This is a genomic window from Bacillus sp. FSL K6-6540 (assembly GCF_038007545.1).
The window spans coordinates 5,833,281-5,857,942 of sequence record NZ_JBBOXH010000001.1 but is presented as its reverse complement, the minus strand read 5'-3'; the positions used below and the strand labels follow the sequence as shown (position 1 = coordinate 5,857,942).

At 50.5% G+C, this 24,662-nt stretch carries 26 protein-coding genes; 20 read left to right on the top strand and 6 right to left on the bottom strand.

Annotated elements, in window-relative coordinates; translation table 11 throughout:
• Positions 1-2: 2 nt before the first annotated feature.
• The 3 genes from MHH82_RS26035 to MHH82_RS26025 form a co-directional block, all read right to left on the bottom strand.
• The gene (locus MHH82_RS26035; protein WP_015737157.1) at positions 3-971 is read right to left on the bottom strand and encodes a type I phosphomannose isomerase catalytic subunit; all 969 of its coding nucleotides are present in this window, start codon (positions 969-971) and stop codon (positions 3-5) included.
• A gap of 74 nt (positions 972-1,045) precedes the next feature.
• Positions 1,046-1,636 (bottom strand): class I SAM-dependent methyltransferase, encoded by a 591-nt coding sequence (locus MHH82_RS26030; RefSeq protein WP_340968522.1) that lies wholly within the window; start codon positions 1,634-1,636, stop codon positions 1,046-1,048.
• Positions 1,636-2,589 carry a TIGR01212 family radical SAM protein gene (locus tag MHH82_RS26025; protein ID WP_340968520.1) on the bottom strand — a complete coding sequence of 318 codons (954 nt, stop codon included), beginning with the start codon at positions 2,587-2,589 and terminating at the stop codon, positions 1,636-1,638. The genes MHH82_RS26030 and MHH82_RS26025 overlap by 1 nt, the downstream gene beginning before the upstream one ends.
• A gap of 310 nt (positions 2,590-2,899) precedes the next feature.
• On the opposite strand from MHH82_RS26025, the gene MHH82_RS26020 reads away from it, so the two are divergent.
• Complete coding sequence (locus MHH82_RS26020) at positions 2,900-3,082, top strand: hypothetical protein (protein ID WP_015737155.1); 183 nt, start codon at positions 2,900-2,902, stop codon at positions 3,080-3,082.
• Between the two features lie 191 nt (positions 3,083-3,273).
• Entirely contained in the window at positions 3,274-3,987 is a 714-nt protein-coding gene (trmB, locus tag MHH82_RS26015; RefSeq protein WP_340968518.1) for a tRNA (guanosine(46)-N7)-methyltransferase TrmB, read from the top strand.
• 119 nt (positions 3,988-4,106) lie between these two features.
• Here the strand turns inward: trmB and MHH82_RS26010 are convergent, their stop codons facing one another.
• Positions 4,107-5,234, bottom strand: a complete 1,128-nt coding sequence (locus MHH82_RS26010; protein WP_340968516.1) for an MGDG synthase family glycosyltransferase — start codon at positions 5,232-5,234, stop codon at positions 4,107-4,109.
• Between the two features lie 230 nt (positions 5,235-5,464).
• On the opposite strand from MHH82_RS26010, the gene MHH82_RS26005 reads away from it, so the two are divergent.
• The 6 genes from MHH82_RS26005 (at position 5,465) to MHH82_RS25980 (ending at position 9,056) form a co-directional block, all read left to right on the top strand.
• The gene (locus MHH82_RS26005; protein ID WP_015737153.1) at positions 5,465-5,629 is read left to right on the top strand and encodes a hypothetical protein; all 165 of its coding nucleotides are present in this window, start codon (positions 5,465-5,467) and stop codon (positions 5,627-5,629) included.
• A gap of 271 nt (positions 5,630-5,900) precedes the next feature.
• Positions 5,901-7,139: a glycosyltransferase family 2 protein gene (locus tag MHH82_RS26000; RefSeq protein ID WP_009589322.1), complete on the top strand. Its 1,239-nt coding sequence runs from the start codon at positions 5,901-5,903 to the stop codon at positions 7,137-7,139.
• A gap of 280 nt (positions 7,140-7,419) precedes the next feature.
• Positions 7,420-7,914 carry a translation initiation factor IF-3 gene (gene infC, locus MHH82_RS25995; RefSeq protein WP_009589332.1) on the top strand — a complete coding sequence of 165 codons (495 nt, stop codon included), beginning with the start codon at positions 7,420-7,422 and terminating at the stop codon, positions 7,912-7,914.
• A 26-nt stretch (positions 7,915-7,940) separates the two neighbouring features.
• Positions 7,941-8,141 (top strand): 50S ribosomal protein L35, encoded by a 201-nt coding sequence (gene rpmI, locus MHH82_RS25990; protein WP_007127239.1) that lies wholly within the window; start codon positions 7,941-7,943, stop codon positions 8,139-8,141.
• Between the two features lie 30 nt (positions 8,142-8,171).
• The gene (gene rplT / locus MHH82_RS25985) at positions 8,172-8,531 is read left to right on the top strand and encodes a 50S ribosomal protein L20 (RefSeq protein WP_006212255.1); all 360 of its coding nucleotides are present in this window, start codon (positions 8,172-8,174) and stop codon (positions 8,529-8,531) included.
• Positions 8,532-8,735: 204 nt separating this feature from the next.
• On the top strand, positions 8,736-9,056 hold the full coding sequence (locus tag MHH82_RS25980) for a hypothetical protein (RefSeq protein ID WP_340968511.1): 321 nt from the start codon (positions 8,736-8,738) through the stop codon (positions 9,054-9,056).
• Here MHH82_RS25980 and MHH82_RS25975 read toward each other — a convergent pair whose 3' ends face one another.
• Positions 9,057-9,506: a GNAT family N-acetyltransferase gene (locus MHH82_RS25975; RefSeq protein WP_340968509.1), complete on the bottom strand. Its 450-nt coding sequence runs from the start codon at positions 9,504-9,506 to the stop codon at positions 9,057-9,059.
• A gap of 609 nt (positions 9,507-10,115) precedes the next feature.
• On the opposite strand from MHH82_RS25975, the gene ilvB reads away from it, so the two are divergent.
• From ilvB to MHH82_RS25955, 4 genes are all read left to right on the top strand, one after another.
• Positions 10,116-11,858: a biosynthetic-type acetolactate synthase large subunit gene (gene ilvB / locus MHH82_RS25970; RefSeq protein WP_015737150.1), complete on the top strand. Its 1,743-nt coding sequence runs from the start codon at positions 10,116-10,118 to the stop codon at positions 11,856-11,858.
• Position 11,859: 1 nt separating this feature from the next.
• Positions 11,860-12,345 carry an acetolactate synthase small subunit gene (ilvN, locus tag MHH82_RS25965; RefSeq protein WP_009589349.1) on the top strand — a complete coding sequence of 162 codons (486 nt, stop codon included), beginning with the start codon at positions 11,860-11,862 and terminating at the stop codon, positions 12,343-12,345.
• A gap of 165 nt (positions 12,346-12,510) precedes the next feature.
• A complete protein-coding gene (gene ilvC / locus MHH82_RS25960) occupies positions 12,511-13,503 on the top strand; it encodes a ketol-acid reductoisomerase (RefSeq protein ID WP_009589347.1) in 993 nt (330 codons plus the stop codon).
• Positions 13,504-13,667: 164 nt separating this feature from the next.
• Positions 13,668-15,206 (top strand): 2-isopropylmalate synthase, encoded by a 1,539-nt coding sequence (locus MHH82_RS25955; protein ID WP_009589363.1) that lies wholly within the window; start codon positions 13,668-13,670, stop codon positions 15,204-15,206.
• 258 nt (positions 15,207-15,464) lie between these two features.
• On the opposite strand, the gene MHH82_RS25950 is transcribed toward MHH82_RS25955, so the two are convergent.
• Entirely contained in the window at positions 15,465-16,445 is a 981-nt protein-coding gene (locus MHH82_RS25950) for an aldo/keto reductase (RefSeq protein WP_009589355.1), read from the bottom strand.
• A 136-nt stretch (positions 16,446-16,581) separates the two neighbouring features.
• Here MHH82_RS25950 and MHH82_RS25945 point away from each other — a divergent pair, with 136 nt between their 5' ends.
• The 8 genes from MHH82_RS25945 to MHH82_RS25910 all read left to right on the top strand — a co-directional run bounded on the left by MHH82_RS25945 (position 16,582) and on the right by MHH82_RS25910 (position 24,567).
• Positions 16,582-16,863 carry a hypothetical protein gene (locus tag MHH82_RS25945; RefSeq protein ID WP_340968504.1) on the top strand — a complete coding sequence of 94 codons (282 nt, stop codon included), beginning with the start codon at positions 16,582-16,584 and terminating at the stop codon, positions 16,861-16,863.
• Positions 16,864-16,955: 92 nt separating this feature from the next.
• Positions 16,956-17,348, top strand: a complete 393-nt coding sequence (locus tag MHH82_RS25940) for a hypothetical protein (protein ID WP_340968502.1) — start codon at positions 16,956-16,958, stop codon at positions 17,346-17,348.
• 655 nt (positions 17,349-18,003) lie between these two features.
• A complete protein-coding gene (leuB, locus tag MHH82_RS25935; protein ID WP_015737148.1) occupies positions 18,004-19,080 on the top strand; it encodes a 3-isopropylmalate dehydrogenase in 1,077 nt (358 codons plus the stop codon).
• 173 nt (positions 19,081-19,253) lie between these two features.
• Entirely contained in the window at positions 19,254-19,793 is a 540-nt protein-coding gene (locus tag MHH82_RS25930) for a peroxiredoxin (RefSeq protein WP_009593058.1), read from the top strand.
• A gap of 276 nt (positions 19,794-20,069) precedes the next feature.
• Positions 20,070-20,477: a hypothetical protein gene (locus MHH82_RS25925; protein WP_015737147.1), complete on the top strand. Its 408-nt coding sequence runs from the start codon at positions 20,070-20,072 to the stop codon at positions 20,475-20,477.
• A 325-nt stretch (positions 20,478-20,802) separates the two neighbouring features.
• Positions 20,803-21,927 (top strand): ATP-binding protein, encoded by a 1,125-nt coding sequence (locus MHH82_RS25920; protein WP_009593063.1) that lies wholly within the window; start codon positions 20,803-20,805, stop codon positions 21,925-21,927.
• A 78-nt stretch (positions 21,928-22,005) separates the two neighbouring features.
• Positions 22,006-23,523: a leucyl aminopeptidase gene (locus tag MHH82_RS25915; RefSeq protein WP_340968499.1), complete on the top strand. Its 1,518-nt coding sequence runs from the start codon at positions 22,006-22,008 to the stop codon at positions 23,521-23,523.
• 78 nt (positions 23,524-23,601) lie between these two features.
• Complete coding sequence (locus MHH82_RS25910; protein WP_009593056.1) at positions 23,602-24,567, top strand: aldolase catalytic domain-containing protein; 966 nt, start codon at positions 23,602-23,604, stop codon at positions 24,565-24,567.
• Positions 24,568-24,662: the final 95 nt, after the last annotated feature.

The following is a 24,662-nucleotide window of genomic DNA, read 5'->3' as shown; positions in this document are numbered from 1 at the left end:
GTTTAAGGCAAATATGAACGCAGAACCGTGGATTGCCCGTCCAATGTATAGGCCCCCAGATTCGCAGGCAGCAGGAAACACTGTCCTGACGTGTAATCGATGGAGCCGTTATCCCAGCTGAGGGTTCCTTGGCCGTCGCATACAACCACGATCGTGAAGCTTTCCGCGGAAGTGGACAAGGACCATGCACCGCTCACGACGCCTTTTTCCACGACGAAATACGGGGATTTGGCAAGCTCAAGCCATTCTCCCGGCGCCGTTCCTTCCGTGCTCATGGTGGTTGCGCCCGATCCTTCATAGGCCGTCACATTTAAGGAATCTTCGATATGAAGCTCGCGCGGCTTACCGTCAAGGCCCGGTCGATTATAATCGAAAATCCGGTAGGTCGTATCCGAGTTTTGCTGGATTTCCGCCACCACAACGCCCGCGCAGAGCGCATGCACGGTTCCTGCAGGTATGTAGAACGTATCTCCGGCTTTTACGGACACTTCTTGAAGCTGGTCCATAACGGTGCCGTTTTCCATGGCTTCCTTCAAGGTTTCCCGGTTCACGCCTTCTTTCAGGCCGTATATGATTTTGGCGTCCGGCTTAGCATCCAGCACATACCACATTTCGGTCTTGCCAAGCTCGCCCTTCGGAAGCCCTTCGTAGTCATCGGTCGGATGGACCTGAACGGAGAGGTTGTCATTGCAGTCAAGCAGCTTGATCAGGAGCGGGAAACGTCCGTTAACCTCGGAGAATCCTTTGCTTCCGAACCATTCCCGCCCGAATTGCTCCCGGACCTCATCCAGGCCGCGTCCGGCAAGCTCGCCGTTCACGATGCTGGTCGTGCCGTTCGGATGGTCGGCGATCATCCAGCCTTCCCCGATATGTCCTTCAGGAATATCCAAGCCGAACTGCTCTAGTGCCCGGCCTCCCCACACGCGTTCTTTAAATTCAGGCTGGAACAATAATGGATATGGTTTTGTCATTGTAATCATCTACCTTTCATCATGTTTGGAATATTCTATGGATGTGAAGTGCGGTACCTCTCCTAGAACTTATATCATATCGGCTTCTTTCGTTCCAGTGCAATGAGATATGGCGCTTCGGAACGCTGAAGGCCGCGATACAAAATCGTTTGCACTATGTGCTGGGGCAATGCCCCCGCCCAAGCTTGGACCGCATCCGCCTCGGCATCGCCGCCCTTGTGGCCTGGATACAGCACGATGGTGATAATGCCCCCGGGGCGGAGCAGCTCGATCGCAGCCTCCAGGGCCGTGAGCGTACTGGCGGTCTCCGTCATGATCCGTTTATCCGATGAATCCGCCGGAAGGTAGCCGAGATTGAACATGATCGCACCCATGCGGCCGTGCTCAATCTCAGGTACGCACTCCCTCATAAGCGAATGGCTCTGAAGAAGAAGGCTAACCTCCGCGAGGGTGCCGGTCGGCTCCTTGTCCAGCCTTTCCCGAGTCAGCTGCAGCGCCTGCTCTTGAATATCGAAGGCATACACTTTGCCCTTTGAGCCTGTGCATTTGGCTAAATACAGCGTATCGGCTCCGGTTCCGGCGGTTGCATCCAGCGCGATGTCTCCGGGACGGAGCCTTTCGGACACCAGTTTGTGGGCAAAACTCAAAACCGAGAGGAAGCCCATCAGGATACCCCCCACAATTTACCCTGCCACGTATCCCGGCGCTTGAGCTCGGCGTCGATGCCGTTAAGCACTTCCCATTTTTTGAGACTCCACGTCGGTCCGATCAAGAGATCCCGGGGAGCGTCTCCGGTTAGGCGGTGGACGATCATTTCCGGAGGTAAAAACTCCAGGCTATCCACGATAAGGCTGATGTATTCGTCCTGCTCCAGGAATCGCAGCAGCCCGGCTTCGTATTGCTTCACCATCGGCGTCTTGCGCATAAGGTGCAGCAGATGGATTTTGATTCCTTGCACATCCATCTTGGAGACCGCCCGGCCGGTGGCAAGCATCATGTCATGATCCTCTTGCGGAAGCCCGTAAATAATATGTGTGCAGACCCGGATATTATGTTTGCGCAGCTTCTCGACGGCTTCCAAATAACATTCGGTATCATGGGCCCGGTTGATCAGCTCGGAAGTGGAATCATGGATCGTTTGCAGACCCATTTCCACCCACAGATAGGTTCGCTCGTTCAGCTCCGCCAAGTATTCCACGACATCGTCAGGCAGGCAATCGGGACGTGTGGCGATCGACAAACCGACAACCCCCGGCAGCTGCAGAATGACTTCATAATATTCGCGAAGTTCTTCGACCGGAGCATACGTGTTGGTATAGGCTTGGAAATAGCCGATATATTTGGCGTTCGGCCATTTCTGGTGCTGCCGGTCACGGATGGTGTTGAATTGGGTAACGAGATCATCCCGCCGCCTTCCCGCGAAATCGCCGGAGCCGCGGGCGCTGCAAAAGGTGCATCCGCCCTTGGCTATCGTGCCGTCACGGTTCGGACACGTAAAGCCGGCATCCAGCATAACCTTGAATACCTTCTCCTGGAACTGGCCGCGCATCTCGTAATTCCATGTATGAAAACGTTTGTCGCCCCATAAGGTCGGGGCGGGTATAAGTGGTGTGCTCATATTTGCTCCTTTATAGCCGCTTAAGTTGAATTGAGACAGGTTCAGCCAAGGCCCCGGCAACCCATAATTTACTGGCCTTTTACTTAAATGAAACAGCTACGTCCATTGTAACAAAAAATAAAGGATTGCGTTATATACAGGTCTTCAAGCCTAATTAAGACGTTGTTACTTGAATGGATTGCATATAATTGGTATATTTAAAATAGAAAAATAAAAAGATGATTCAAGCAATTTTGGCATGGGTATATAACGGATAGGATTCATATTTGTGTGACGTCATGGATACAATAATACCGTGAGGTGATTACGAATGAATTCATCGACAGTAAAGAATGACAGTAAAGACAAAATCGCTGTGGAGCTTACCCCGAATGAAGCCCTAGCCCTTACCGGCGTGGAGTTTAACTCCGACCAGGGAGTCAAGGCTTCGGCACGTCGCAAGATTCGGGCTGCCTTTGAGAAGACGTTTGATTTTACGTCGGAAGAAAGGTAGACTATTCACAGTTTAACTATCGCGGAACCCCAATTCCAAATATAAGAAAAAGGAACCTAAAGCCTCTGCGTTGAGCAGAGCGTAGGTTCCTTTTTCTATGGGGCTCTTTACTTTTGGGATCAACTTCGTCACAATAAATGCAGTATCGGGATATCATTCTAAATTTACTTGGAAAGTTTCGGAGGTATGACATGCGTTTACGCGGAAGAAAAGGTATACGGGAAAATCTGGAGCAGCAGGAAGACCTGGTCGTTTTGGACCCCGGTCAATATAGAGGGAAGTGGGCTTCGTTATTTGGCAACGACCTTCCGATCCATGTCGAATTCGGCATGGGCAAAGGCCAATTTATAAGCCAGATGAGTTACAAGCATCAGCAAGTGAATTTCATCGGCGTCGACATGTACGACGAGCTGATTCGCCGCGCAAGCGAGAAGGGGCGCAATGTCTGGGCCCAGGAGGGAGTCGATACCCCGCCGAATCTGAAGCTGGCGCTGTTTAATATCGAGAATGTCGAGGAGGTTTTTGAGCCCGGCGAAATTGAACGGTTATATTTGAACTTCAGCGATCCGTGGCCAAAAACAAAGCATGCACGCCGTCGTCTGACGCATCCGCGCTTTCTGGACAAGTATTCCCGGATCCTGAACGAGCGGGGGGAGATCCATTTTAAGACCGATTCGGTCACGCTCTTCGAATTCTCCCTGAATGCATTTGCCGATTATGGTCTGCAAATGACGAACATTTCGCTGGATCTGCATCGTGACGGGCTGAACGAAGAGCATGTCATGACAGAATACGAAACGAAATTCGTCGGCCAAGGCATGCAAATTCATCGCTGCGAGGCGATTGTAGGCAAGGAAGCCCTTGCTTCATACTATCAGAATCGCCTTGAAAAATACGGAAAATAACATTTACACGTGATAGTTTCTCTCTGTGATAGCGTTTACAACTATTATAATAGAAGAAAATCTATCCATTCGGGTGATTTGCTCGGGATAAAACGCAGCAAAAAAGGTGTGCTCCTTATTCAGGAGTACACCTTTTCGTTTTTCAGCATGTCGATGATGCTGCGGGCGCTTTGCATGGGATGAAAGCGTTCGATGTCCTGCAAGTTTTGCGCCCGTTGTTCTTGGATCAGGTCGTATTGATGAAGCAGCTTGTTCATCCATTTGCCCAGAACCTCCAGGGAATGGATGGGCTCTCCCAATCCCTGCGCCGTGAAGTACTGGCAGTTTTCTTCTTCCTGTCCCGGAAGGGGCTGATGGAACAGCATCGGAATTCCTTTGGCCAGGCCTTCGGTGCATGTCATGCCGCCGGGCTTCGTAACGAGCAGATCCGACACCTCCATCAGCTTGTCGATCTCCCGCGTAAAGCCCAATATCCGGATGTTCGGATGCTGGAACCTGGAATTGCTCTCCATCTCCTCGCGGCCCTTGTCATTATTGCCGAGGCAAAATATGATCTGGACTTCTTCTCGCCATCGGGTCAGAAATTCATGCACAACTTCGTCATTCATGATGCCCCAGCCTCCGCCCATCACCAGCACGGTAGGCATATCGGACAGGTTAAACCGCGCCCGGATCTCCTCCTTGCTCGGATGCGTCCAGAAGTCGGGATGGATCGGAATGCCGGTGACCTGAATTTTGGCTTGGGAAACCCCGCGATTGAGCATCTTTCGCTTCACTTCCGGCGTGGACACGAAATATCGGTCGACTTCAGGGCTGATCCATGTATCGTGAGCATCATAATCGGTTATAACGGTACACAGGGGCACGTTCGTGCCCAGCCGTTTCAAACGCGAGATGACCGCACTTGGTATGAAATGGGTGCACACAATGATGTCGGGTCGGAGCTGCCTGACCACGTTCTTGGTGCTTGTATAGAACATTCGGTGAAGCGCTAAAGCGGTAAAACGGTTAAAGGATTTTTGATGGCGGTACATGTACCCGACCAATCTTGGGCGAGTCGTAATGGTCTTTCTGTAGGCCGAAATGATCAGTGGAGCGATTTTAGGGTTCAAGAAGCTCCCGAGCTCGAGAACTTTGGTCTGTACGCTAGGGGACAACTGGCGCAGGCTGCTGGAGAGTGCATGAGCGGCCTGTGTATGGCCTGCGCCGAACCCTTCAGATAACAGCAAGACTCTTTTTTTAGCCACTACTTTTCACCCGTTCTGCAGCGTTATTCTTTAACTTTAACATATCGATTTTGGGAAGAGAAATCAACCACTTCCCCCTTGCAGGTAAGGGACTTTGGTCCCGGAAACGGCCAATTGATTCGGCAAGCTTCTCGCTGGACCCTTGCTACTTAAGGAGTTAGCCAGCAGCGCGCATTTTGTAGAAAATCAGGGTCCGTGGTCTTTTGACTTGAGTAGGAGATGCCGCTACAATGATTCAAACGGACGTCAAAAAGTTTATTAGAGAAAGAGCACTGAAAAAAACGAAAACTTTTTGGTTGTCTGTTGCGTTTATTTATTGGCGGACAAGTCGAAAAAGAAAAAATGGGCAGCCAAGAGAAATAAAAAGCAAGAAAACGGATGAAAATAAGAACTAAAGCCGTTTGAAACGAAGCTTGCTGGCAAACTGGAATGCAAGCTGAGCTCTTTTACGAAGTTTTTCCGTAAATTAGAGCATTCCACGGTTTTGACAAAAGATTCAAAAGTGTGGAAAATCGTGTATGACGTGCGAAGTTGCCCCGCGGCACCGAGGCTACTAGAAGGACAGACACAAGTCACAGGGTCATAGCAACAACAAAAATGCGAAGAACTTAGAGAGAAAAAAACAACAAACATTCTCGGGTTATAAAAAGGGGGTAACGGAGAATCATGACAGACGCCATCTTTATCGCGCTCCAACTATTCTTGGCCGCGGTGGGTGTGTACCAGTTCGTATTCTCTTTGTTTGGTCTGGTCAAAAGAAAAAAGAAACAACAGTTTGAACCCAATAAATCATTTGCAGTGTTAGTTGCTGCGCATAACGAAGAGCAGGTTGTCGGGGCATTAATGGAGAACCTGAAACAGCTAAATTATCCGAAACATCTGTACGACGTATTTGTCATTTGCGACAACTGTACAGACCGTACAGCAGAGATCGTCCGTGCCCACGGGATGAACGCCTGCGTGCGCACGAATCAGAATCTTCGAGGCAAAGGCTATGCCATCGAATGGATGCTGAAAGAGCTCTGGGCGATGCCGCGCCAGTACGACGCGGTCGTTATGTTTGATGCGGATAATCTGGCGGATCCGAATTTCTTGAATGAAATGAACAACGATCTTTGCTCTGGAGCAAGAGTTATCCAGGGATATATCGATACCAAGAACCCAGAGGATTCTTGGATCACCGCCTCTTACGGGGTTTCCTACTGGTATATCAACCGCTTGTGGCAGCTGTCCCGCAGCAATCTGAACATGGCCAACTTCCTCGGCGGAACGGGAATGTGCTTCGAGACTAATCTCTTGAAGGAGATCGGCTGGGGCGCAACCAGTCTGGTGGAGGACTTGGAGTTCACCATGCGCAGCGTCATGCGCGGCGTGTATCCGAAGTTCAACTACGACGCGAAGGTATTCGACGAAAAGCCGCTTACGTTTAAGGCTTCCGCCAGACAACGTCTGCGCTGGATGCAGGGTCACTTTACGGTTGCCCGCCGTTATTTCTTCCCGCTGTTATGGCGTGCCATTAAGGAGCGCAGCCTTGTGAAGTTGGACTTGGCCCTCTACGGAGTCAACGTCTACATCGTGCTGCTGACTTTCTTGTTGACGGCCATCATCTGGGTTGACAGCTCGTTCTTCAATGGTCCGAACATCGCGAACCTGTACGGTTATTTACCGCTGTGGCTGAGCTTTACGGCGATTGCGGCGAATGTGTTCACGTTCATGATTGCGATGATTCTGGAGAAGGTGAAGTACAAGAAGGTATATATGTATCTGGTGCTGTTTCCGATTTATCTGCTGTCGTGGTATCCCATCACGGTATACGCGTTCTTCACGCAGAACAACAAGCAATGGAGCCATACGGAGCATACCCGGGTTGTGCGCCTTGAAGAAGTTCAGAGCAAACAAGGCTAATCCAAAGTTTTTTATGCCATTTGTGTTGACAGATGTTAGGATGGCCTGTTATACTATTCTAGTCTGTTAAACAGAATATCTGATTGCAAGCAGAAGCGCCGCTTCTCACCTGACCGACATGCGTTGGCTGGTTTGATCACGAAATCAATGAATGGATTCAATTTCATTTGTGAGATGAGTATCAAATAGGGATGTCGGTGGTTAACCCGTCATCCCTTTATTTTTTTGCAAACAGGAACAACAAGTAATTTGGAGGTGGAGGACTATCAGTAAGGAACATATGATCAATGACGAGATTCGGGCCAAAGAAGTACGTTTGGTTGGTGCCGAAGGTGAGCAGATCGGGATCAAGCCGATTCGTGAAGCACTGCAAATGGCAATTGATCTCAATCTGGATCTGGTGAACGTGGCCCCTCAGGCGAAACCGCCGGTATGCCGCATCATGGACTACGGTAAATTCCGCTATGAGCAGCAGAAGAAAGAGAAGGAAGCACGGAAGAACCAGAAAATTGTGGACATCAAAGAAGTATGGTTCCGAGCCAACATTGAGGAGCATGATTATCAAACCAAGCTTCGCAATGTCGTTAAGTTTTTGAAAGACGGCGATAAAGTGAAATGCTCCGTGCGTTTCCGCGGCCGTGAAATCACCCATGCTAACATCGGTCAGAAGATTTTGGAGCGCGTGAAAACGGAAGTGGCGGATCTCTGCGTCATTGAGCGTCAGCCGAAATTGGAAGGCCGCAGCATGATTATGATTTTGGCTCCAAAAGCCTAAGAGAAATTAGAGGAGGAAGTACTACAATGCCTAAAATGAAAACACATAGCAGCCTGAAAGGCCGCTTCAAAATTACTGGTACTGGTAAAGTTAAACGTTATAAAGCTTACAAAAACCACTTGCTTTCCCACAAATCCAAGCGTGCGAAGCGCGTATTGTCCAATAGCCCTGTCATGGCGCCTGGAGATGTTAAACGTTTGAAGCAAGGTCTGGCTAACTTGAAATAGTAAACAACAATTATTGGGAGGTCTTTTGATATGGCACGAGTTAAAGGCGGATTTGTCGTTCGTCGTCGACATAAAAAAGTATTGAAGCTTGCGAAAGGTTATTTCGGTTCCAAACACCGCATTTTTAAAACAGCGAACGAGCAGGTTATGAAATCCCTCGTTTATGCATACCGCGATCGTCGCAATACGAAGCGTAACTTCCGCAAATTGTGGATCGTTCGTATCAACGCGGCTGCTCGTCAAAACGGTCTGTCCTACAGCAAATTGATGCATGGACTGAAGCTTGCTGGCGTGGACATCAACCGCAAAATGCTGGCTGATCTGGCTGTGAATGACCTGAACGCGTTCAATTCCTTGGCTACTGTAGCTAAAGAAAAAGTGAACGCTTAATTATACGTGTATGAAAAAACCGCCGTAATATTACGGCGGTTTTTTTTATTTTGCGTCCCCGGGCTATCATGCATCATTTCGGCGGCACGGGTGCTCGGCTCATGGAGAGAGTCGCCTATCTTTTGCTATCGTAAGGGCCATGAAACAAGCAAGGGAACTCCTTCCGGAATAAATTGAAATGTATATTACCTGAGGAGGGATCTTATGCACAAGCCTGTCAGCAAGGCGAAAGTGAAATCATACGTGGGCAAAGAGATCGTGGCGTATAAGAAAAACGGAACTGTGGTGACGGGCAAGCTGGTACGCGTCTCCGGCAACCGCCTTTATGTGGAACCGGCAACCAAGGGGAAAAAGGTGAAAACCAAGGCGATTATTCCGCTCGCATTGTTTGATCTTCTTGCCATTGGTACGGCACCTTATGCATATGGCGGCGGGTTTGGAGGCTACCCTGGCGGCTTTGGACCGGGTTACGGCGGCTTTGGACCGGGTTTTGGACCAGGATTCGGGCCAGGCTTCTTCTGGTAATTAGAGGAACCAAATCTTTTCCAACTCATAACATCGGCTGGGTTCGATCATTCTGGTCACCGTATAGCCAAGCTTTCGGTAAAAATGAAGGCCGGTGTGGTTGCCGATGTCCACCATGACCTTGGCACGTTGGCATCCGCGGGATACAGCGAAACGTTCGGCATGTTCCATCAAACGGACACCCCACCGTTTTCGCTGTGCGGTGGATGCGACGGCCAGCATATCGATATACAGCAGCTCGCCGTGCATCATGAAATGGATAAAAGCAACGATTTTTTCGTTATCCTGAGGCGAAGCGACAAGGGTCACGCCGCGCCGTAAACGAGAGGGAATATCCTTGCGGATGAGGTCCAGCTCTTTTTTGGTCATATGGGAAAGCGGGACGAGTTGGGACTCGATGAGCTGCAGAATCATCGGATCATCCTGGTCCGGTTTTCGGTAACGGATCATCGTGTTGTTTCCTCCCTTCACCGCGGTTAAGTCTGCTCCATTTATCATATGTAGCAGGGTTTCATAGGGTGTTTTGCTTCAAGGCGGCGGAGGAATTGCGCCCAATGTGAATGAAAACCTTTCATCGGAAGTAAAATAAATGTGTTGACTTCTGGATTGAATGAATCATATAATGTTTCTAAACATTTTAACGAATATATCCAATCGGCAATGATGAGGACGAAGTTTAAAGGGCTCTTTTGCTCAGAGAGTGGATGGATCAGCTGAAACCACCACCAAAACCCCTTTTATACGAGCTCACCTCGGAGCTGTTTCCCTGAAAGATGCTACGCTATGACTTTATCGCATTAAGTCGTAACAGCGTTTATTAGGGGGAATCGTCTTAGTCCGCGTTACGGACTGCAGATATTGAAGAGCTGTGTTCATGCGTTCTTCATACCTGCTGAGGCTCTGCACTGCGAGGTGTAGGGCAAATATGGGTGGTACCACGGAAGCTAAACCTTTCGTCCCTCACACGGAGATACTCCGGGTGTGGCGACGGAAGGTTTTTTTGTTGCTTGAATCATGGATGAAAGAGAAGAGTGCCAATATTTGAGAGGAGGATGACTGATGAGCGCGCAAACTCCAGAAGTGCGGTCTACAGAACAATTACGAGAGAAATGGTTGAAGCCTGAAGTGATTACCGGTTCGGAAATCTTGCTTCGGAGTCTTCTGCTCGAAGGTGTCGAGTGCGTCTTCGGATATCCGGGCGGAGCCGTCCTGTATATCTACGATGCGATGTATGGTTTTAAGGATTTCAACCATGTCTTGACCCGACACGAGCAAGGTGCCATTCATGCCGCTGACGGTTACGCTCGCGCAAGCGGCAAAGTCGGCGTATGCATAGCAACTTCAGGACCGGGGGCAACGAACCTTGTGACCGGTATCGCAACAGCTTACATGGATTCCGTTCCGCTCGTTGTTATTACCGGTAACGTTGCAACAACCCTGATCGGTACGGATGCTTTCCAGGAAGCGGATATTACAGGCATCACGATGCCGATTACGAAACACAGCTATCTGGTAAGGGACGTTAAGGATCTGCCAAGGGTGATTCATGAGGCCTTCCATATCGCCTCAACCGGCCGCAAAGGACCGGTGCTGATCGACATTCCGAAGGATGTATCGGCGGCAACCACGCTGTTCCAGCCGGAAGAGCGAATCCAGCTGAGAGGATATAATCCTCGGACGGTGCCGAACAAACTTCAGTTGGATAAACTGGCCCGCGCGATCGAGGAGGCCGAGCGTCCGATGATTCTTGCCGGCGGCGGCGTGATTTACTCCGGTGCTCACGAAGGACTGTACGAATTCGTGAACAAAACCGGGATTCCGATCACGACAACGCTTCTCGGCCTTGGCGCCTTCCCGACAGGCAACGATCTGTGGACAGGAATGCCGGGCATGCACGGCACCTACACATCGAACCATGGTATTCAGCAGTCGGATCTGCTGATCAACATCGGGGCAAGATTCGATGACAGGGTTACAGGCAAGCTCGACGGTTTCGCGCCACATGCGAAGATCGTTCATATCGATATCGACCCGGCTGAGATCGGCAAGAACGTGCCGACCGATATCCCGATTGTCGGAGACGTGAAGACCGTGCTTGAGATGCTGAATCCGCTCGTTCCATACGCAGCGAAAGCTGATGCCTGGAGAGACCAGATCAGCAAATGGAAAGCCGAATACCCGTTCCGTTATGTCGATTCGGATACGGTGCTGAAGCCGCAATGGGTTATCGAAATGCTGAACGACACCACAAAGGGTGAAGCCATTGTAACGACTGACGTTGGCCAGCACCAAATGTGGGCCGCGCAGTATTACAAGTTCAACCAGCCGCGTTCCTGGATCACCTCCGGCGGTCTCGGAACGATGGGCTTCGGATTCCCGTCCGCGATTGGTGCCCAGATGGCGCATCCGGATCGCCTGGTCATTTCGATCAACGGGGATGGCGGCATGCAGATGTGTTCGCAAGAACTGGCCATCTGTGCCATCAACAACATTCCGGTAAAAATCGTTGTCATCAACAACCAGGTGCTTGGGATGGTTCGTCAATGGCAGGAGATCATTTACGATAACCGTTACAGCCATATCGATCTGGCAGGCAGCCCTGATTTCGTCAAGCTTGCTGAAGCCTACGGTGTCAAAGGACTTCGTGCCACCACGAAAGAAGAAGCACAGCGTGCTTGGGCCGAAGCGATGGAAACGCCGGGACCCGTCCTCGTTGAATTCGTTGTAGAGAAAGGCGAGAACGTGTATCCGATGGTGACGCAAGGGTCGACAATCGATCAAATGCTGATGGGGGATGCGTAAGATGAGTACAAAACATACCATTGCCGTACTAGTGAATGACCAGCCGGGTGTCCTGCAGCGCGTATCCGGGTTATTCGGACGCCGGGGCTTTAACATTGAGAGCATTACCGTGGGACAGTCGGAGGAAATCGGCTTGTCCCGGATGGTTATCGTAACCACTGGAGACGAAACGACGCTGGAGCAGGTAGAGAAGCAGCTTTACAAGCTGATCGATGTCATTAAAGTCATCAATCTAAGCTCGAAGCCGATGGTTGCCCGGGAGCTCGCCCTGATCAAAGTAAAAGCCGAGCCGTCGGCAAGACCGGAAATTATGGGCGTCGTCGAAACCTTCCGCGCATCCGTCGTGGATATCGGCACGACCAACCTGATGGTTCAGGTTGTCGGCGATACCGTCAAAATCGATGCGATGATCGAGCTGCTTAAGCCTTATGGCATCCAGGAGCTTTCCCGTACCGGGGTTACCGCGATGATTCGCGGTAACGCGTAATGATGTAACATTATTCTTTTTATCCGGATGACAAAGTTATTGCAATATAAGCGTTAGACACCTGCATGGCATGAGCGGGTGTCTCAGCAGATCGGGTAAGCAGCGGTCTATTGAGATACCCGCTCATCATGAAGGGTCTTTAAAATCAAAGGAGGACTTATACAAATGGCAATTACTACTTATTATGAACAAGATGCAGAACTCAGCGTGCTGAAAGACAAAACAATCGCGGTTATCGGCTACGGAAGCCAAGGTCATGCCCAAGCGCAAAACCTGCGCGACAGCGGACTTCAGGTTGTCATTGGTCTTCGTGAAGGCAAATCGTTCGACAAAGCGAAAAACGACGGTTTCGAAGTACTCCCTGTAGCGGAAGCCGTTAGCCGTGCGGATGTAGTACAAATCCTGATGCCGGACGAAACGCAAGCAGCGGTGTACAAGAACGACATCGAGCCAAACCTGAAAAAAGGCGCGGCACTGATGTTCTCCCACGGTTTCAACGTTCATTTCGGTCAAATCGTAGCTCCTAAGGACAACGACGTTCTTCTGGTTGCTCCTAAATCCCCGGGTCACATGGTTCGCCGTACGTACGTTGAAGGCTTTGGCGTACCTGGATTGATCGCAATCGAGAAAGACGCGACTGGACAAGCTAAGGCGATCGGTCTTGCTTATGCAAAAGGCATCGGCTGTACTCGCGCAGGCGTTATCGAGACTTCTTTCCGCGAAGAAACCGAAACAGACTTGTTCGGTGAGCAAGCGGTATTGTGCGGCGGTGTATCCGCATTGGTCAAAGCAGGTTTCGAAACGTTGACCGAAGCTGGATATGCGCCGGAAATGGCATACTTCGAGTGCCTGCATGAACTGAAGCTGATCGTGGACATGATCTATGAAGGCGGTCTTGCAAGCATGCGCGACTCCATCAGCAACACGGCGGAGTATGGCGACTATGTAACAGGCCCTCGCGTGGTAACCGAAGATACCAAGAAGGCAATGAAAGAAGTCCTGTCTGATATTCAACAGGGTAAATTCGCCCGCGACTTTATCCTTGAGAACCAATCGGGACGCGCTTTCCTGACAGCTACTCGCCGCAACGAGTCCGAGCATCCGATCGAAGTGGTGGGTGCAGAGCTTCGCGAAATGATGCATTGGATCAAAAAATAAGAATATATAGAATTCATAAGGAATTCTTCGGGGTTTGGGGCAGCCCGGCATGAGATGATGATGCTGCTGCCCGGATCCGTCAGATTAAGCAGCCGGCGGCAGGGGATTCTATCAACTGCCGCCGGATGTTTACGTCATGAGATAAACTTCAAGGAGGTGCCGACATGCGAAAGATTTATGTCTTTGATACAACGCTGAGAGATGGTGAGCAGTCTCCTGGCGTGAATTTGAACACTCGGGAAAAGGTGGAAATCGCCCTTCAGCTCGAAAAGTTGAAAATCGACCGCATGGAAGCAGGGTTTCCAGCGGCGTCCCCCGGTGACCTTGCAGCTGTGAATGCAGTGGCACGCGCGGTGAAGGACGTTACGGTCATTGGATTGTCACGCTCCAGAGAGAATGACATCGATGCGGTTCGCGAAGCGCTTCAAGGTGCCCAGGACCCGTGCATTCACGTGTTCCTGGCCACTTCGCCGATTCACCGCAAGTTCAAGCTGCGGATGGAGAAGCAGCAGGTGCTGGAAACGGCGCAGGCTTCGATCCGTTACGCTAAGAAGTACTTTTCCAAAGTGGAATTTTCCCTGGAGGATGCGGGCCGGACCGAGCTTGATTTCATGGCCGAGGTCGTCGCCATGGCAGTGCGCGAAGGCGCCAATGTCGTGAACATTCCGGATACCGTGGGATATTTGAACCCTTCGGAATACGGGGCCATCTTCAAATACTTGAAGGAAAATGTTCCGGATATCGAGAAGGTTCAGCTGAGTGCGCACTGCCATAACGATCTGGGCATGGCCACGGCGAACACCCTTGCCGCCATTCTGAACGGGGCCGATCAGATCGAAGGCACGATCAACGGAATCGGTGAACGTGCAGGCAATACCGCGATCGAGGAAATCGCGATGGCGCTCGAGACGCGTTCCGAATTCTTTGGAGCGAAGACGGGGCTGGCCTTAACCGAAATCGCCCGCACAAGCCGCCTTGTGAGCAAGCTGACCGGCATGGTCGTGCCAGGCAACAAAGCGATTGTCGGCGCGAACGCATTCGCCCATGAATCCGGCATTCACCAGGACGGTATGCTGAAGGAGAAGACAACCTACGAAATTATGACCCCGGAGTCCATCGGACTCAAAGAAAGCAAGCTGGTATTAGGCAAACATTCCGGCCGCCATGCTTTCCGGGAGAAGCTGCTGGATCTGGGTTATGAGCTGACCGAAGAACAGGTGAATGACGCATTCGCCAAATTCAAAGTGCTGGCCGACAAGAAGAAGGAAGTTTCCGATGAGGATCTTCTGGCTCTGCTGGAGGAAAAACTGATCGATACGCCAGAGGTCTTCAAGCTGGAAACGATCTTTGTTGCTTACGGCAACGAATCAACGCCGACGGCGCGGGTGCGCATTGCAACAGAAGATCAGACGATTGAAGAAGAGGCCGAGGGCAACGGTTCCGTGGACGCGATCTATAACGCGATCGACAAGGTGACCGGAGAAGAGGTTACGCTTGCGGACTATTCCATCAAGTCGGTAACGCACGGCAAGGATGCCCAAGGTGAAGTGCATGTCGTGCTGTCCCAAAACGACGTGGCCGCGCAAGGCCGCGGCTTGAGCACCGACATTCTGGAAGCGAGCGCACGTGCCTACGTCGATGCGGTGAACGTCCTGATCGAGAAACGCAAAACGTTTAGCCGGCGCGAGCGCGCTACGCTGTAATCCATACTTGGCGTGGCGGGAGATCTGCTCTCCGCATGAGCGCTGAAGGTGCATGCCATAAAAAAAGAGGGGCCGCTATTGAAGCGGCTCCTCTTTTATTTGCTTTATTAAACTGTTGGCCAGACGTGGAATGCAGGTATCAAGACACTAGCATCGAGCCTTAAACGGCCTCATAGCAGAGGGCCGATACCGGATTGATGCAGCTGATCAACGAGATAAGACAGGGTTTCGTTAAGGCGTCGATACGGAGCCTGGATCTTACCAGGCGTAGGCCTGCGGGGCGGCGCCGCCCGGACCCGGGAATATTTCATCCAAGCGCTTCATCACGGATTCATCGAGTTCGATCTCAAGCGAGCGCAGGGAGCTTTCGAATTGCTCCAGCGTGCGCGGCCCAATAATCGGTCCGGTAACGGCCGGGTTCTTCAGCACCCAGGCAAGAGCGACGTTATCCTGCGGTTCGCCCAGCTCTTGGCAGAGAGCGGCAAACTGTTCCAGCTGCGCGCGGTGCTTCTCTACGCGCTCCGCATTGCCTCCGCTGCGCGAGCCCTCGATTTTTTTAAGGGCATTGCGTCCCAGCAGTCCCCCGTCCAGCGGACTCCATGGAATCACGCCGAGACCCAGCTGCTGCGAAGCGGGGAGTACTTCGAGTTCCGGCAATCGGCAGGTCAGGCTGTATTTGTGCTGCTCGGAAACGAGACCGAGGAAGTGACGGCTTTGGGCCGCGGCCTGCGCAACCGCAATCTGCCAGCCGGCAAAGTTGCTGGATCCGACATATCCGATTTTTCCTTGATGAACCGCAACCTCAAAAGCGCCCCAGAGCTCGTCCCAAGTGACGGAAGGATCGACGTGATGCATTTGGTACAGCTCGATATGGTCGGTCTGCAGACGTTTCAGCGACCCTTCGAGATGACGGCGAAGTTTATAGCTCGACAGCCCGGCTTCATTGTTGGGGCCATCCAGAGGATCACTCATGGAACCGTAGAATTTAGTAGCCAAAACGACTTTTTCGCGGCGGCCTCCGCCTTGGTTAAACCAGCGTCCGATGATGGTTTCGGTCAGGCCCGAATTCTCGCCCCAGCCGTAGATGTTCGCCGTATCAAAGAAATTGACGCCGGCATCAAGCGCTGCATCCATGATGCGGAAGGCTTCCTTTTCATCCGTGGCAGGACCGAAATTCATCGTCCCCAAACACAGACGACTTACTTTCATGCCGGATTTACCTAGAGCTGCGTACTTCATAATCGATGATCACTCCTTGGTCGTTTAGGGTATAAGGCAAATTCACCCCTATTGTAGCGTATTGGCAGAAAAATGTAACTAACGGCGTTCGGAAACGTTAATATGGATAGGGACTGATTTTACGAGGAGGGGTAGGATGAATCGATTAGTTCCTTTCAGGATACTTTCATTGCTTGTTGTGTTAACCTCGGCGTTGATGATCAGCGCTTGTAACCAAACAGAGCCCAAGACTGCTGTCGATACTGATTTCAAGGAAACCATGTCTGACCTGACCAGTCTTCAATCCATATCGCTAACGGAAAGTAACAAACAAATCATTAGGGAAACCTTTGATTCGGTGAAAGTGCTTCAAGACAAATTACAAAATCATCCTAGCCCAACTTGGGTTGTAGATAAAGAGGACGTGAAGATACCCTGAACGAATTTGTTCTGGCGAGGATAAACAGAGACTTAATATTTGCCCTAAACCAAGTGAAAGAAATTCCTTCCGATGCCGCATTACTGAAAGATATGGTCATCACGCAACTAACGGCGAATTACGCCAGACAGTCGGGCGTGGTCGTAACGCCCAAAGAAGTCAGTGAGGAAATCGAATTTCAAAAAGCAGCGCTGGATGAAGCTGATCCCAATGAAGACAACCACCGGTTGATTCTTTACATCATGGAGAACCGAATTCGCATTTCGGGTAAGACGGAAGAAGAGTTTTGGAACAGTGCGGAGGTGTATGAGGATTACGAAACCTCATTGTACAACAGTAGATTAATCGCAAATATTCTGTCCGACGAGAGCACGAAGGGGATGGACAGCTATTATGAGCTACAGGAAAAGCTGTTCAACGATTTCCAGAAGAAGCATTCCATTCAGGCTCCAGATTTTAACGAATTGTTACAATCAGCTTCCTAATTCTGCTCCCTCCTTTTCGATACCATATCCTTGTTCCTACAGCTAGTCTCGTTCCTGCTCCTTTTTCCTTCCTCTACCTACAAAGACTAGGACCAACCAAGAATCTCTTTAAGTTGTTACCCTCCGGATGTTAACCTTCAAGAGCCGCCCAATCATTTTGCATAGGGCGGCTCTTCTCCCCCACACAACCCTTGTGGTCAGGGAGATGTGCTCTTCTCCAGTGACCTGCCAATCCATTAGCTTCGAAGCAGCGGAGAGGACGAATCGATTCCGGAAAAGCGGAGCGGTCGCCTTTGGAGCCGAATTTCAACCCCTAACATATAATCCAGAAATTCGGCGACAACAGCGATTGGAGGAACGATACGTACTCGGAGCTTCCCACATTAACTCTTCGAAGCCCTTGCATAAACTGCTCTTGCTAAGCTGCTCTCGCATAAAGTCTTACTCGCATTAAGTCGCTCTCGCGAAATTAGCTCTTCGAGCTTCTGTACAACTTCTTTGACGCCGTCTCCCTGATCACATTCCCCCTACTTATAGGCAAAACGAATTAAGTTCATAGTTTCTATATCTTGGTCAATCGAGGGGGAAGTATGTTACAACAGTAACTAGATGATTAAATACGACCAGTGTATATATAAATAAGGAGTGACGAAGGATGGCAGAAACGAAAAAAATCGCGGTAATCGCGGGAGACGGCATCGGTCCTGAGGTAGTGGCGGAAGCGGAGAAAATCATTAAACGTACCGAAGAGGTATTCGGACTTTCATTCACGACGGAACATGCGTTGTTTGGCGGCATTGCGATCGACGAGAAAGGAACGCCGCTCCCGGAAGAAACGCTGAGCGTATGCAAAAGCGCCGATGCGGTATTGCTTGGTGCGGTAGGCGGACCGAAATGGGACAACAACGCGAAGGAGCTTCGCCCGGAAACCGGATTGCTCGGCATCCGCAAAGAGCTTGGCCTGTTCTCGAACCTGCGTCCGGCCGTCATTTTTGACTGCTTGAAGGATGCATCCACACTGAAGCCCGAGGTTCTGGAAGGAACCGACTTGATGGTTGTTCGTGAACTGACGGGAGGCATATACTTCGGCGAGAAGTTCAGACGCGAAGGTGCAGGCGGAGAAGAAGCGGTAGATACCTGCGTATACAATACCGCCGAGGTAGAGCGCATCGTGCATCAAGCCTTCGAGATTGCACAGAAGCGCCGGAAGAAGCTGGCTTCCGTCGATAAAGCGAACGTGCTGGAAACGTCCCGCTTGTGGCGCGAAACCGTAAACCGCATCGCCCCTGAATACCCGGACGTCGAGCTGGAGCACGTGCTGGTAGACAACTGCGCGATGCAGCTTCTGCGCCGCCCGTCCAGCTTTGATGTCATCGTAACCGAGAATATGTTCGGTGACATTCTGAGCGACGAAGCAGCCATGCTGACAGGATCCATCGGCATGCTGGCATCCGCATCCATGGGCGAAGGAGCTTTCGGTCTGTACGAGCCGGTACACGGTTCGGCTCCGGACATTGCCGGCCAAGGCTTGGCGAACCCGATCGCAACGATTCTTTCCGTAGCGCTTATGTATCGCCTCACGTTCGGATACGAGGATGCGGCTGACGCCATTGAACGCGCAGTTGCCGAGGTGCTTGATGCCGGACACCGGACGGCAGACATTGCCGTTGATAAGAGCAAGGCGCTCAGCACCACGGAGATGGGCGATTTGATTGCCGCGGCTATCCGTTAATAGAAGAAGCGTACGTTCAAGAAAACTTCTTATTTATAATAATTATAATAAAGTAACGTCTACAATCTTGACTTTGATTAGCCTCGATGATAACATTTCTATTAAATGTTCATAGAACATACCATGTAGAAAATACACGTATTTTCTTACATATGTTAAGGAGGAATTCAATCATGGCAGAACGTTTGGTTGGTAAAGCGGCTCCTGATTTCACAATGGAAACTGTATCAGGTGACGGTAAAGATTTTGGCAAAGTCAGCCTGTCCGACTACCGCGGCAAATGGCTCGTATTCTTCTTCTATCCGCTGGATTTCACTTTTGTATGCCCAACTGAAATCACGGCTCTCAGCGATGCTTACGATCAATTCAAAGCATTGGATACGGAAATCCTGGGTGTGAGCGTTGACTCGATTCACAGCCACAAAGCTTGGATCAACACAGCTAAAGAAGCTAACGGTCTGGGAGCATTGAACTTCCCGCTGGCTTCCGACATCACCAAGAACGTAGCTAGAGACTACGGCGTTCTGATCGAAGAAGAAGGCGTTGCTCTGCGCGGCCTGTACATCATCGATCCAGAAGGCGAATTGAAATATCAAGTTGTTAACCATAACGACGTTGGCCGCAGCGTAGAAGAAACGCTTCGCGTTCTTCAAGCACTGCAATCCGGCGGATTGTGCGCAATGAACTGGAAGCCGGGCGACAGCAACCTGTAATTCCATTTCATGAATAGCAACCCTCATTACCTGACATTACGTCCAGGTAATGGGGGTTTTTTCACTCTTGGTTTTATTGGATGAAATAGGGGAAGACTTTTGTTTAGGAAACCGCGCTTGCGTTAATATATAATTAAATAAATAGGTTGGCCGGCTTATGATTAGGAAATCATGCCAAAATTTTAAATCAAGGTTTTTTTCATGAAGGAATTAGCCTGCCTGAAAGCGAATACAATATTGAAACGATTGAGAATCCACACAAGGAGGGTGAACGATATGAGTTTTTGCTGTGGGGCTAGTATGATGGGTACAAAGGGTACACTGAAGCATTATCGCACTCAAGTACATAATGTTCCCCTACTGTCTTGTCCGGTCTGCCATCGCGTCGAGGTTCATCATCGGGTTGAGAATGAGTATGAGATATTGGCTGAATATGCCCATGGTGACGGTGCATCCCAAGTGGATTTTCAGGATTACGTGATGGAAGATGAGGATGCCATTTTTGAGAATGTGGTCAATCGGGAGTCGGAGGATCCGCTCACGGTTGTTCAGAGTCAGATTGATATGTCGCTGGATCTCCTGGTGGTTGCCAAATGGATGGAGGACGAGAAGTGGCAGGGCGAACTGAAAAGACGGCTTGCCGTGATGAGCCAGCGCAGGCTCCGACTCCAAAAGCAGCCTTAATTAGGATTAATAAAGCCTCGTGAATGCCCGGGGCTTTTTTAATGTTTCAAATCAGGCGGATTTGGGTAATCATTTACATTAGCTGTGCAATGACGGGTGTTATATCAATTACATAAACCAAAGTACATAAGTAATGACAATGGTATTTTTATGCAATTATCCATTTTTCGACAGGATTTCTGATTGACGTTTCTTTGTTTCGATGACTATCATGGAAGGAAGCAGATTCGGGCTGCTTCTGATTCAGAGGCGGACAAGCTCATTTTTTTCGCATGTTTTTTGTCGGTTTGGTGAGTTCAACTTTTCAAGAAAAGGGGGAGCCATCTTGTTGAGTCAAATCCGTGAATCTGAGCTGCAGGCAATTCGTTCATTTCATTCCAGTCAGCTTATTAGGAACAAGTATGAGAACATACTGGAGAATCTCGACAGCGGGATTATCCTCTTTGATAGTGATGGAGTGTTGGCATTTGTTAACGTGCAGATGGCAAAACTGTTAGGCGTATCCCGTAAATCGCTGACAGGCTGTACGCTGACCCAGCTATTGCGTCATCCCCAGCTCTCCAGATTCAAGAAGAAAAAAATACTTCGCATTTTTCGGGAAACGGTATTCCATCGCCGAAGATTCCATGAATTGGTTGATGAATTCGGCAGATCGTGGCTGATCACGATGACGTATGGGGACCAAATGGAAGGCGATTTCCTGATCAGCGTGAAGGATGTATCGGATTTCAAACGAATTGAGCAAACCGCTTATCAGAACGATAAACTGGCCATGCTGGGAAAAATCTCGGCTTCCATTGCCCATGAAATCCGAAACCCGCTGACATCCATTCGAGGCTTTATCCAGTTGCTGCGTCCGCATCTCGTAAGTTTGGGAAAGGACGAGTATGCCAGAATCATACTAACGGAGATCGATCGCGCAAACGATATTATATACGAATTTCTCAATTCCTCCAAACCCTCGGCTCCAGAGACCAAGATTGTATCCGTATCCTCATTATTGAAGGAAGTTGTTCTATTAACAGAGAGCGAAGCCTTGATGAAGGGATGCCAGATCAATTTGCATACCGATAAGACCCCACCTGCGTTTATTTCCGTTGATGTCAAGCAGATCAAACAGGTGATTCTGAATATTATTAAAAATGCCCTCGACGCCATAAATGAGCATCATGACGAGAACATTACCGGGATGATTGATATTTCAGCCCGTGACACGGGGAAACATATTAACATTTGCATTTCGGATAACGGGGGCGGCATGGATCAGAATACGCTGAACCACCTCTTTAATCCCTTTTTTACGACGAAAGAGAGCGGGACGGGACTTGGTTTGTCCGTGAGCTACAGCATCATCCGAAACCATGGCGGCACCATTGCCGTGGATAGCCAGGTTGGGGCCGGGACCGAGTTTGTGATCACGTTTCCCAAGCTGGACGTGTCGGAAGTCTAAGAGGATATGCAACCGATTTGAATACAAGAGCAGCTGTTCCAATGGAATGGCTTTTTCTTTTTTAGGAGGAGAAGAGACATGAAATGGACATTTGAAAGCAATTTAACAGCCGGGCAAGTACAAGCGGATGCCATCATCGTTCCCGTTACTAAAAAACAAGCGAAGGAGGGCGGCATTTCCCCGGCCTGGGACCCGTTATTAAAGCAGTTAGCGGAGAACCGGCTGTTCGACGGCACCGCCAACCGGTCATTCGTATGGCCGGAGAGCATTTCGAGCGGATCGCGCCTGTTAATATGGGTAGGCCGTCCCGAAGGTATCCTGACATCCGAGCAGCTGCGTTTGGTTGCAGCTCAAGCGGCGAAGGCGGCCGTAAAATCGGGAATACGCAGCGCGGCCATTCAAATTCCGCATACGATGGTCAGCTTCACCGCCGAACAGACGCCCCGCGACGCTGCTCAGGCTTTAACCGAAGGTTTTATACTGGGAAGCTACCGGAAACCGCATTATAAACGCGATGCTTCCGAACATACGGATTTAGAAGAAATCCTCTATTATATAGAAGGAAATGCGGAAGCGGAATATGAAGCCGCGTGGAAGGAAGGCATGTCGCTCGGCCAAGCGATTGGAGAAGCAACCTGCCTGGCACGAGATTTGACGAACCTTCCCGGCAATAAACTGTTACCGGAAGACTTGGCCCAGAAGGCGCTTCAGCTGGCGAAGCGGTACGGCTTCGAAGCACAGGTCCTGGATGAGGAAGCTATGGTCGAGAAAGGAATGGGCGGCCTCTTGGCCGTAGGGAAAGGCAGCATACATCCGCCGCGCATGATTACGATCCGTTATCAGGGACGGGAGACATGGGACGATGTGATCGGCCTGGTCGGCAAGGGGATCACGTTTGATACCGGCGGCGTTTCGCTGAAGAGGGCAGCCGGAATGGAGGATATGATCAGCGATATGGGCGGGGCGGCTACAGTGCTTGGAGTTATGGAGGCTCTCGGGCGTATTCGTCCCAAGGCGAATGTCGTGATGGTGATCCCGTCTGCGGAGAACGTGATGAGCGGCGGCGCCTTTAAACCCGGCGATATCGTGACGACGCTGAGCGGCCGTACCGTCGAAGTGCTGAACACGGATGCCGAGGGCCGCATCGTGCTCGCGGATGGCGTAACCCATGCCAAGCAGCTCGGCGCTTCGCGCCTGATTGATGTGGCCACGTTGACCGGAGCCGTCGTTTCGGCGCTTGGGGATATTGCCACCGGCGCCGTAACCAATGACGAAACCTTTTTGCAGGAGCTTATCGCTTCTTCCCGTAGGGCCGGCGAAAAAATATGGCCGCTCCCATCCTATCCGGAGTTTTGGGATAAATTGAAGAGCGAGGTGGCGGATTTGCGAAATCAAACCGGGCGAGAAGGCGGGACGATCACGGGCGGTCTTTTTGTGGGCACGTTTGCTGACGGGCTGCCTTGGGTTCATTTCGACATTGCAGGTACGGCTTACTTGTCCAAGGAGCGGGGAGTGGATCCCAGAGGGGCAACCGGCGTGCTCGTCCGAACCATCAGCGACTGGATACTCCGAGAGGCCGAGGCCGTCAAGGATTGATGCACATGTTATGCTTTACTTTTCAACCGGCATTCAAGTATGATGAAGAGAAAATTGCCGAGAGGAGTTTAGCTTAGAATGATTAAGAGTAGTCAGACAAAGATTGTAGACTGTACCATTCGCGATGGCGGACTGGTGAACAACTGGGATTTTAGCGTAGAATTCGTGCAAAATTTATATGCAGGCCTGAATGAGGCTGGCGTGGACTATATGGAAATCGGTTATAAAAATTCGCCTAAGCTGCTAAAAGGCGCTGATCAAGCCGGCCCTTGGCGTTTTTTGGATGATGAATTCCTTCGAGAAGTTATTCCCCATAAAGGTAAAACCAAACTGTCCGCACTGGTCGATATCGGCCGGGTGGATGAGGATGATATTTTGCCGCGCGAGGAGAGCCTGCTGGATCTCATCCGCGTTGCATGTTACATCAAAGACGTAGATAAGGCGCTTGCGCTGGTTCAGACCTTCCATGATCGCGGTTACGAGACGACGCTGAACATTATGGCCCTCTCCAACGTGATGGAGAATGAGCTGCTGGAAGCCTTTGAGATGATCAGGGAGAGCGTCGTGGATGTGGTGTACATCGTCGATTCTTACGGAAGCCTGGATCATAAAGACATGGAATACCTGGTAAATAAGTTCAAGACGCATCTGCCGAACAAACGTCTTGGCGTTCATACCCATAACAATATGCAGCTGGCGTTCTCCAACACGCTGGTAGCCGCCGACCTCGGCGTTGAGCTTCTGGATGCGTCCGTGTACGGCATGGGCCGCGCAGCCGGCAACTGTCCGACCGAGCTTTTGGTTACCCACTTGAAAGGCACGAAGTACGAGCTGCGCCCGGTACTGGACATTATTGAGCGCTTCATGATCCCTCTTCGCGAAAAAGAGGAGTGGGGTTACATCATGCCCTACATGATTACAGGCACCCTGGACGAACATCCGCGCTCCGCTATGGCACTTCGTGCTTCGGACGATAAAGACAAAATCGTGGATTTTTACGATAAATTGACGACGCCGGAAGTGACGTTCGACAAAAAGAAGTAAGGATGGCTAGGGCGCGTCCTTGCATCTTATATCAGTGTATGAAAGAGCAGCATCTTTCCCCATTCGGAAGGGTGCTGCTTGCTTTCTAGTGCCTA